The sequence below is a fragment of the uncultured Acidaminococcus sp. genome, from assembly GCA_900538365.1.
GTDB lineage: Bacteria > Bacillota > Negativicutes > Acidaminococcales > Acidaminococcaceae > Acidaminococcus.
Window position 1 is genome coordinate 18523 of record UPXT01000023.1, and the last position, 9166, is coordinate 27688.

At 50.3% G+C, this 9166-nt stretch carries 8 protein-coding genes; 1 reads left to right on the forward strand and 7 read right to left on the reverse strand.

Annotation, left to right across the window (positions count from 1 at the left end):
- The first annotated feature begins 10 nt into the window (after positions 1 to 10).
- Positions 11 to 1201, forward strand: coding sequence for an iron-containing alcohol dehydrogenase (locus tag QZQ08_RS05920; protein WP_296329332.1), 1191 nt, complete (start codon positions 11 to 13; stop codon positions 1199 to 1201).
- Between the two features lie 304 nt (positions 1202 to 1505).
- On the opposite strand, the gene QZQ08_RS05925 is transcribed toward QZQ08_RS05920, so the two are convergent.
- The 7 genes from QZQ08_RS05925 to QZQ08_RS05960 all read right to left on the reverse strand — a co-directional run bounded on the left by QZQ08_RS05925 (position 1506) and on the right by QZQ08_RS05960 (position 9094).
- Positions 1506 to 2720: an FprA family A-type flavoprotein gene (locus QZQ08_RS05925; RefSeq protein ID WP_296329334.1), complete on the reverse strand. Its 1215-nt coding sequence runs from the start codon at positions 2718 to 2720 to the stop codon at positions 1506 to 1508.
- A gap of 78 nt (positions 2721 to 2798) precedes the next feature.
- Positions 2799 to 4706 carry an acyl-CoA dehydrogenase family protein gene (locus tag QZQ08_RS05935; RefSeq protein WP_320593876.1) on the reverse strand — a complete coding sequence of 636 codons (1908 nt, stop codon included), beginning with the start codon at positions 4704 to 4706 and terminating at the stop codon, positions 2799 to 2801.
- A gap of 486 nt (positions 4707 to 5192) precedes the next feature.
- On the reverse strand, positions 5193 to 5348 hold the full coding sequence (locus QZQ08_RS05940; protein ID WP_296329338.1) for a FeoB-associated Cys-rich membrane protein: 156 nt from the start codon (positions 5346 to 5348) through the stop codon (positions 5193 to 5195).
- Between the two features lie 46 nt (positions 5349 to 5394).
- Positions 5395 to 7548: a ferrous iron transport protein B gene (feoB, locus tag QZQ08_RS05945; protein WP_296329340.1), complete on the reverse strand. Its 2154-nt coding sequence runs from the start codon at positions 7546 to 7548 to the stop codon at positions 5395 to 5397.
- A gap of 53 nt (positions 7549 to 7601) precedes the next feature.
- Positions 7602 to 7829 carry a ferrous iron transport protein A gene (locus QZQ08_RS05950; RefSeq protein ID WP_296329343.1) on the reverse strand — a complete coding sequence of 76 codons (228 nt, stop codon included), beginning with the start codon at positions 7827 to 7829 and terminating at the stop codon, positions 7602 to 7604.
- 13 nt (positions 7830 to 7842) lie between these two features.
- Complete coding sequence (locus QZQ08_RS05955) at positions 7843 to 8055, reverse strand: FeoA family protein (RefSeq protein ID WP_296329347.1); 213 nt, start codon at positions 8053 to 8055, stop codon at positions 7843 to 7845.
- 142 nt (positions 8056 to 8197) lie between these two features.
- The gene (locus QZQ08_RS05960) at positions 8198 to 9094 is read right to left on the reverse strand and encodes a DUF368 domain-containing protein (RefSeq protein WP_296329352.1); all 897 of its coding nucleotides are present in this window, start codon (positions 9092 to 9094) and stop codon (positions 8198 to 8200) included.
- Positions 9095 to 9166 lie beyond the last annotated feature (72 nt).

The following is a 9166-nucleotide window of genomic DNA, read 5'->3' on the forward strand; positions in this document are numbered from 1 at the left end:
GAGGGTTCTGATGATTTGTGATTTCACCTATTACTCCCCGACAAAGGTTGTCTTTGGGAAAGGACGGGAAAAGGAAACCGGTGCCCTTATAAAGGAACGGGGGGCCAAAAAGGTGCTCGTTCTTTATGGAGGAAAAAGTGCCCAAAAAAGCGGGCTTCTTTCCCGTGTCACGGATTCCCTTGAAAAGGCGGGTATCGCTTATGCTGCCCTAGGAGGGGTTACCCCCAATCCCCGTTTATCCTTCGTCCAGATGTGCACCCAAAAAGCTAGGGAAGAGGGCATTGACCTGATTCTTGCCGTAGGCGGCGGCAGCGTGATCGATGCAGCAAAGGCCATTTCCTATGCTCTTTGCTATGAGGGCGATGTGTGGGACTTCTATGCGGGAAAGGCCCAAGCTCAAAAAGCCCTTCCTGTTGGCGTGGTCCTTACCCTTGCTGCCTCAGGCAGTGAACTTTCCAATTCGTCGGTCATCACAAACGACAAGACCCATGAAAAAAGAGGCTATAACAGTGATCTGACCCGTCCGGTTTTTGCTGTCATGAACCCGGATCTCACCATGACCCTGCCGGCTTACCAGACGGCATGCGGCTGCTGTGATATCATTATGCATACGCTGGAACGCTATTTTGTCCAAGGCCCCAGCATGGCCCTTACCGATGCCATTGCTGAAGGCCTGCTGCGGACCGTCATGGCCCAGAGCCTCATTCTGCGGGACCATCCCGATGATTATGATGCACGGGCTGAAATCATGTGGGCGGGCAGTCTTTCCCATAATGACCTGACGGGACTGGGTCATTGTGCCAGGGATTTTGCAACCCATCGCCTGGAACATGAAGTCAGCGGTCTTTATGATGTTGCCCACGGGGCAGGTCTGACGGCCCTATGGGGGAGCTGGGCCCGGTATGTCTACAAGGACTGTCTTCCTCGTTTTCGCCGTTTTGCCCTTCATGTCATGGATGTGCCTGAAAACGGAAGTGATGAAGTGATTGCCCTTAAGGGCATTGAGGCCCTGGAGGCCTTCTTTGTATCTCTTTCCATGCCGATTTCCCTTAAGGAGCTGGGCCTTATCCTTTCGGAAGAGGACCTTCGCACACTGGCCCGTATGTGCAGCCACACCGCAAAGGATGCCTTGGGATCTGCAAAAGTACTTCATGAAAAGGATATGTACGCAATTTATAAAGCAGCCTATGAACGCACCTAAGGCACTGTAAATGGAAAAATGACCATCTGGCAGGGAATCTGTCCAGATGGTCATTTTCGGTTTTGAGAGAAGATCAATGAGGAGAGTGGCGCCCTTTTGCAAAAAAGCAAAATGAACGAAGTGACTCAAAGAAAGCATCCAAAGACGAAGGACCCAACTGGGAATATTCCCAGTTGGGTCCTTTTAACGATACTATGAGAGAGAGGGTAATGGATGCATGCATCAAAGATGCAAAAGATAGGAGGTCGTCCCGCCCATAACAGGAGACTGAGCCCGTTGCGGGCGGAGCGTTCTTACGTGAGGGTTATTTTTTGTCTTCCTTCATGGAATCCAAAAGGGCATCAACCATGTCGTCCATGGAGCGGTTTTGGCCCTTGGTCATGCTGGAGTTGATGGTGACGCTGTCTTGAAGGATCGTCATTCCCTTCATTTCGTCTTCCAGATAATCATGCATCAAGGTGCCAACCGTGCAGGCCCAGGAACCATTTTCGATGATGCCGACATAGCGGTTCTGGACATTGAGCATTCTCATATGATCTAGGAAGGTCATCATCTTCGGATAGATGTTGAGGTTGTAGGTCACAGAAGCCAGAACGATATGGCTGTACTTGAACGCATCAGAAATGAGGTAGCTCGTATCGGTCTTGGAAACGTCATACATATGAATGTTGGACATGCCTTTTTCTGCAAGGCGGGCGGCAAAGATCGAAGCGGCACTTTCCGTGTTGCCGTACATAGAGGCATAAACGAGAAGCACACCTTTTTCTTCAGGTTCATAGGAGGCCCAATGAACATACTTATCAAGGAACCAAGGAATGTTCTTTCTCCAGACAGGTCCATGGAGAGGGCAGATCATCTTGATATCGAGGGTGGAAGCTTTTTTCAGGAGGTCCATGACGTGAGCACCGTATTTGCCGACGATGTTGGTGTAGTAGCGGCGGGCGTCATCAAGCCAATCCCGTTCAAAATTCACTTCATCCGCGAAGATGCGTCCGCCCAAGGCACCAAAGGTACCAAAGGCATCGGCCGAGAAGAGGGTGCCAGTCGTCGTATCAAAGGAAACCATGGCTTCCGGCCAGTGGACCATTGGCGCGGCAACAAAGGCAATGGTGTGTTTCCCGAATTTGCGGGTATCGCCTTCGGCAACCACTTCGGCGCGGTCATCCACGCTGAACCCGAATTGACGCATGAGATCAAAGGCTTTCTCATTGCTGATGACCTTGGTCTCAGGGTGACGGATGAGGACTTCCTGGAGGCTTGCCGCATGGTCTGGTTCCACATGGTTGACAATCAGGTAATCCAAGGGACGGCCATTGAGGACGGCTTCGACATTTTCCAGGAACTGACGGCAGACAGACCAGTCAGCCGTATCGAAAAGCACCGTTTTTTCGTCCAAAAGGACGTAAGCATTGTAGGATACGCCCCGAGGAATGGGATGAATATTTTCAAAAAGTTCCAAGCGGCGATCGTCAGCGCCAACCCAGTACAAATCTTTCGTTAATTTTCTTACGCATTCCATATTGTTATCTCCTTCTTAGGTGTGGGGAGAAGGGCCCTTCTCCCCCCTGAATCTCGCTATCAGAGTGGATTGAACCAGTTAGGATTCCTGTACGAAGTGGGCTTTTTCTTCGCCGCATTCAGGGCAGGTCCAATCATCCGGCAGGTTTTCAAACTTCGTTCCCGGTTTGATTTCACCAGCAGGATCGCCCTTATCCGGATCGTATTCATATCCGCAGCCGTTGCAGACAAACAGTCCAGGAGGCAGTTCCTTCTTGATGAGCGGTCTCTTCATTTTCACCATGGGAGGAGCCGGTTTCTTTTCGCCCGTTCCAAAGGCTTTGGCTAAGAGCGGCAGGATGACTTTGACATCACCGACAATCCCGTAGTCGCAGTTCTTGAAGATCGGAGCACCGGCATTGGTATTGATGGCCACAATCGTTGTGGCATCCTTGATGCCCTTGAGGTGCTGGATGGCACCGGAAATCCCGCAGGCAATGTAGAGGTTGCCCTTGAATTTCTGTCCGCTCATGCCGACATAGCGTTCAATGGGGACATACTGCAGGGTTTCAGCAACCGGGCGGGAGGAGCCAATCGCTGCTCCCGCAGCGTGAGCCAGTTCCTCAATGAGTTTCATGTTTTCTTTTTCACCAATGCCCTTACCGGCACTGACAACGCGTTCAGCGTCAACAATCGGCGTATCCATCGGGATGCCGACCGTGAAGTCATAGCCATCCCCCTTCAGGGCTTCAACGAGGGAAGCCACTTGTTCTTCCGGAGAGCCATCCTTGAAAATCATCTTCTTGCGGGAGCCCGTAATGGCCTTTTCCTTGCGGGAACCACCGCCGCCATGTTTGGCGTTGGACAGACGGTCCGTAATGTGGGCTGCAATAACGACACGCTGGATTTCGTTGGTGCCTTCGTAAATCGTAGTGATCTTGGCATCGCGGTACATCCGTTCAATATCCATACCCTTGAGGTAGCCTGTACCGCCGAAGATCTGAAGGGCTTCGTTTGTGATTTCAACAGCAAGGTCAGAAGCATAGAGCTTAGCCATGGCGGACTGCATGCCATAATCCATATGTTCCGTCTTCATTTCAGCTGCACTGTAAACGAGGAAACGGGCAGCTCTCAGTCTTGTTGCCATATCCGCCAGCTTGAAGGAAACGCCTTGGTTCTGGCAGATCGGCGCACCGAACTGGATTCTTTCCTTGGAATAGTTGAGGGCTGCTTCGTACGCGCCTTGGGCAATCCCGAGGGCTTGGGCAGCAATGCCGATACGGCCGCCGTCAAGGGTTGCCATGGCAATCTTGAAGCCTTGGCCCAGTCTGCCCAGGAGGTTTTCCTGAGGAACCTTGACGTTGTTGAAGATCAGTTCCGCTGTAGCGGAGGAACGGATCCCCAGTTTGTCGTAATGATCGCCGAAGGTAAAGCCGGGCATGCCTTTTTCGAGGATAAAGGCACTGATGCCGCGCGTACCCGCGTCCGGATCGGTGACCGCAAAGACGACATAGGTATCAGCTTCGCCGCCGTTGGTGATGAAAATCTTGTTGCCGTTGAGGATCCAGTTTTTGCCATCAAAGACAGCCGTTGTTTCCGTGCCGCCTGCATCAGAACCGGCATTGGGTTCCGTAAGGCCGAAGGCACCAATCTTCTCACCTTTGGCAAGGGGAACAAGGTATTTTTGCTTTTGCTCTTCTGTCCCAAAGGCAAAGATAGGATAGGAACCCAGGGACACGTGAGCCGAAAGGATAACGCCCACCCCGCCGTCAACACGGGCCAGTTCCTCTACGGCAATGGCATAGGCAATGTAGTCCATGCCGGCTCCGCCGTATTCTTTTGGATAGGGAAGTCCCATCCAGCCATTTTCACCCATTTCCTTGACGATTTCGGTGGGGAATTTGCTTTCCTTATCGAGGGAGAATGCAATCGGCTTGACTTTCGTTTCGGCGAATCCGCGTATTGCAGCGCGTAATTCTTCATGGTCATTGGTAGTAGTAAATAACATCTGTTTCCGACCTCCTCTGTACAGAAAATCCTTCTTCTCAGTGATAAAATAATGTCTATCACTTAATAACAATCCTTGATGAGCTAATTGTAACCTGAATGATTACACATGTCAAGAAGTTTATGGAGTTATCTGAAAAAAACTTTCTTTTAGGGAAAGGCCTCGACCGTTCCATGATATATCCATAAAAAGGGACTGTAACGAGCTTCTCCATCTATTCTATCTTGTTTGAAACCCGAATACCAATGAAATGGGAAATTCTCTGAAAACAGGAAAATTCATAGTACTTAATGTAATCTTTGGTACAAAACAACAGAAAATACTGGTAATTATAATCAAGAACGTATTTTTTGCATAAAGGCCGCAGGAAGAGGAACAAGAAAAAAATGGCTTGTTTTTCCCATGGCTCGACCGGGATGGGGGAGCAAAAACGTAAAAAAAAAAGGGGCTGCTTACGCAGCACCCTTTTTGTACCCAACATGCAGGTTATTTTTTGTCAGGAGCCGAATGGAAGGCACAGCCGCCACAGGAGGCACAGTTGCCGCCACACGTTCCAATCCCACTTTTATGGTCATGCACGATGGTGTACACCGAAACAAGGACGAACAAGAGGATAACAAGTCCTACGATGAGCGTTCCCATAAGGATCAACTCCTTTGCTTTACATTGCAATTCCTATTGGATTGCTTTACTTATTATACTCCAAATTGACTTCGACTGCACCCTCATATTTTTTGGCGGGTCGAAGCAGGAGATAAACAAGAATGGCAAAGACCACAGCAGCAAAGGCCGTACCGATGGTAAAGACCCCTGTCGTAAGGAATGTGCCGAACTGATAGAAGATAAAGGAAATAGCATAAGCAAAACCGCATTGATAACCGATGGCAAAGAGCGTCCATTTGCCATTATTCATTTCGCGGCGAATGGCTCCCATGGCAGCGACGCAGGGCGCGCACAAAAGGTTGAAGATGAGGAAAGAATAGGCACTGAGGGTACTGAAGTCCTTGGCAAAGGTGCCCCAAAATTCCTCTCCGTCCTCAGCTGCTTCTGCAAGGCCGTAAAGGATACCAAAGGTGCCCACTAGGTTTTCCTTTGCAATAAGGCCCGTGAAGGCAGCTACAGCGGCTTTCCAATCACCCCAGCCAAGGGGGGCAAAGATCCAGGCGACTTTTTCGCCGATATAGGAAAGGAATCCATCGTTCAGGTCTTCGACCATGGTAATCTCGCCATCGACATAACCGAATCCAGAAAGGAACCATACGAGGATGGTGGAAAGAAGGATGACCGTGCCGGCTTTTTTGATGAAGCTGGAAGCGCGTTCCCAAACACTGCGGGCAATGTTGGAAAGGGTCGGCATGTGGTAGGCCGGCAGTTCCATGATGAATGGTGCGGGATCGCCGGCAAACAGTTTGGTTTTTTTGAGGATGATCCCAGAAATGATGATGGCTGCAATCCCGACAAAATAAGCCGAGGGAGCGACCCACCATTCGCCGCCAAAATAGGCCCCGGCGACAAGGGCAATGATCGGCATCTTGGCAGAGCAAGGAATCATGGTTGTTGTCATGATGGTCATGCGGCGGTCAGGCGCATTTTCAATGGTCCGGGAAGCCATGATGGCAGGAACCCCGCAGCCGGAACCAATCAGCATGGGAATGAAAGATTTTCCGGACAGGCCAAATTTACGGAAGGCGCGGTCCAGGATGAAGGCGATACGGGCCATGTACCCACAGGCCTCCAGGAAGGCAAGGAAGATAAAGAAGACAACCATCTGCGGCACGAATCCAAGGACGGCACCGACACCGGAGATGATTCCATCAACGACGAGGCCTTCCAGCCATTCCGCAACGCCCCAGGAAGCCATGAGCTCGTGGGCACCGGGAATGACCCATTCTCCAAAGAAGGTATCATTGACCCAGTCCGTTGCTTCCGTTCCGATGGTCGTGACGCTAATATAGTAAACGAGGAACATGATGGCTGCAAAAATGGGGAGCGCCAGGAAGCGGTTTGTGACAACGCGGTCGATTTTATCAGAAACAGTTAGGCGATGCTTGTCTTTCTTGACGAAGCATTTTTCGATGACTTTTGAAACGTAATTGTAGCGTTCATTTGTAATGATGCTTTCTGCATCATCATCCATTTCCTTTTCGACGGAGACGATGTCATCTTCAATGTGGGAAATGAGCTCCGGAGAAAGCTTCAGGGCATCGAGCACATTGGCATCCCGTTCAAAGAGCTTGATCGAATACCAGCGGCTCTGGGATTGGGGGAGGGCGCCCTGCGTGGCTTCTTCGATGTGGGCCAGGGCGTGTTCAACAGGACCGGCAAAGGTATGGATCGGTTCAGCTGGAACCCTCGTCATAACCATTTGCGCGGCTTTTTGGATGAGGGCCTTGATGCCTTCGCCTGTCCGTGCGGAAATTTCCACAACCGGGCATCCAATGGATTTGGCGAGGACCTCTGTATAGAGGATATCCCCGTTAGCTCGCGTGACGTCCATCATATTCACGGCCATGAGGACGGGAATCCCCAGCTCCATGAGCTGTGTCGTCAGGTAAAGGTTGCGTTCAAGGTTGCTGCCGTCGACGATATTTAAGATGGCATCGGGCCGTTCCTTTACCAGGTAGGTGCGGGAAACGACTTCTTCCAAGGTGTACGGGGAAAGGGAATAGATTCCGGGCAGGTCCTGGATGAGGATTTCTGGATGACCGATCAGGGTACCTTCCTTTTTTTCAACCGTGACACCAGGCCAGTTGCCAACGAACTGATTGGATCCGGTAAGTGCATTGAACAGGGTCGTTTTGCCTGTATTTGGGTTCCCTGCAAGAGCAATCTTATATTGCATAATAAAACCTTCCTTTCAAAAAGTTGCCATTGACTAATCAACGGGGAAATTGATTACACTTCTTTGATTTCAACGATTTCGGCATCGCCTTTCCGCAAGGAAAGTTCATAGCCCCGCACCGTCATTTCTACTGGATCTCCTAGGGGTGCGACACGGCGAATCTGCAGGGCAGTTCCTTTGGTCAGGCCCATATCCATGATGTGGCGTTTCATGGCACCGCTGCCGTGGATTTTGATGACTTCGTACTTGTGGCCGGTTTTAGCATCTTTTAAGGTAAGCATCGCAAGTTCTCCTTTACTGCACAAATATTTTATTGGCCATCTCCATACTGATGGCGACACGGGAATCGCGGATGTTCACAATGATTCCTGCTGGGGTGTTCTGAACGACCGTAATGGGGGCGCCGAGGGTGATTCCAAGATTTTCCAGGTGGCTCCTGACCTTAGGGGAACCGCCAATCCGAATGACCGTTAGGACGTCGCCTGATTTTGCAAACGCTAAGGGCATGATGGCCTCCTTTGAGTTTTTTAGGAAGAGTTTCTTTTGACCACACAATGTTAGCATAGACTAACGCAATATGCAAGAAGTTTTCCTACAATGAAACCATAAAAGCAAAAAAAAGGGCACTGCCGAAGCAGTGCCCAAAGGATTACCCTTCTGGATGCAATTTCTTTTCGGAGAATTTCCGCAGCCTGTCAAGGGCATAGAGGAAAACACCTCCCAAAAGAAAACACAAGGGACTGAATGTTTCCAAGGTCATGGCCGGTTGGGGGACCTTAAGGGTGGTAGGTCCTGTAACGATGGTGTAAAGGGAACCGACCATAAGTCCCAAGATGAAGTAAACCATGGCGGCCCGATGCATTTCCAACGCATTTTTCACAATGCGGATGATGCCCACAATTCCTGTAAGGACGCCGCAGCCAAAAATGATGAGGACGGGAAGGTAGGAAAGATTCATATGAAGGAATTCACGAATGGCTCCGATGATGGGAACGTATAGCCCAAAGATGAGGAGCATGGTGGATCCGGAGATTCCCGGCAGGACCATGGCACAGATGGCAATCATGGCGCAGACGAAGATATAAATGCCTAGCGTAGGGGTGAGCTGATTAACGTCAACTTGTACGCCTTTTCCGCCGGCAGGATTGAACCAGGTAATCACAAAGACCACAAACAGGCCCAAGAGAAAGAAGGGCAGCCGATTCTTCTGGGAAAGGGCCTGCTTCTCCTCTTTGAGGATCAGGGGGAGGGAAAAGAGCGAAAGTCCCAGGAAGAGGGAACTGAGTTCATAGATCCTGGTTGTAAAAAGACTTCCCAAGACCATGACGGATGATCCCATGCCAAGGGCCCAGCCAATCCCTAATTTCCCCAAAAAGACCAGGGCGTGCTGTTTCAGCTCCCGCGTCCCATGGGTCAGGACGTAAAGGGAACCGATGAATTCATCATAAAATCCCAGAACAAAGGCAATGGTCCCTCCGGAAACACCGGGAACACTGTCTGCCAGTGCCATGGAAAAACCACGGATAAGGTTAAGGAAAAAGTCCATTTGATCATATCCTTTCTACTAAGCGTAAAATGTTTCTCGGTAGGGAAAAATAGTCCTTGCAAAATAAAGGGG

Coding starts and splice junctions, on each gene's coding strand:
- QZQ08_RS05920 (WP_296329332.1), top strand. CDS start 11: ATGATTTGTGATTTCACCTATTACTCCCCGACAAAGGTTGTCTTTGGG.
- QZQ08_RS05925 (WP_296329334.1), bottom strand. CDS start 2,720: ATGGAATGCGTAAGAAAATTAACGAAAGATTTGTACTGGGTTGGCGCT.
- QZQ08_RS05935 (WP_320593876.1), bottom strand. CDS start 4,706: ATGTTATTTACTACTACCAATGACCATGAAGAATTACGCGCTGCAATA.
- QZQ08_RS05940 (WP_296329338.1), bottom strand. CDS start 5,348: ATGGGAACGCTCATCGTAGGACTTGTTATCCTCTTGTTCGTCCTTGTT.
- feoB (WP_296329340.1), bottom strand. CDS start 7,548: ATGCAATATAAGATTGCTCTTGCAGGGAACCCAAATACAGGCAAAACG.
- QZQ08_RS05950 (WP_296329343.1), bottom strand. CDS start 7,829: ATGCTTACCTTAAAAGATGCTAAAACCGGCCACAAGTACGAAGTCATC.
- QZQ08_RS05955 (WP_296329347.1), bottom strand. CDS start 8,055: ATGCCCTTAGCGTTTGCAAAATCAGGCGACGTCCTAACGGTCATTCGG.
- QZQ08_RS05960 (WP_296329352.1), bottom strand. CDS start 9,094: ATGGACTTTTTCCTTAACCTTATCCGTGGTTTTTCCATGGCACTGGCA.